Origin of the sequence: Clostridium sp. MCC344, assembly GCF_018785365.1 — a bacterium.
Taxonomy (GTDB): Bacteria; Bacillota; Clostridia; order Lachnospirales; family Lachnospiraceae; genus Pilosibacter.
In genome coordinates this window covers 1-265 of sequence record NZ_WQPQ01000046.1, presented here as the reverse complement: position 1 = coordinate 265, position 265 = coordinate 1, and the positions used below count along the sequence as shown (strand labels likewise).

Genomic DNA, 265 nt, shown 5'->3' with positions numbered 1-265 from the left:
TTTGGTTTAGACCATGAATGAGAACATTCAGAACAAAACCTAACAAAACAGTAGAACGGTTTAAAAATTAGCCAAGCTAAATTTTGAACCTGGATACAAACACTTTAACATGAGAGTTTGATCCTGGCTCAGGATGAACGCTGGCGGCGTGCCTAACACATGCAAGTCGAACGAGGTAAATGAGATGAAGTTTTCGGATGGATTCTTATTTACCGAGTGGCGGACGGGTGAGTAACGCGTGGGTAACCTGCCTCATACAGGGGGA

1 rRNA gene is annotated in these 265 nt (G+C 43.8%); it reads left to right on the top strand.

Annotated features, from left to right (window positions below):
* Positions 1-105: 105 nt before the first annotated feature.
* A 16S ribosomal RNA gene (locus GPK90_RS11980) occupies positions 106-265 on the top strand; the annotation flags it as partial.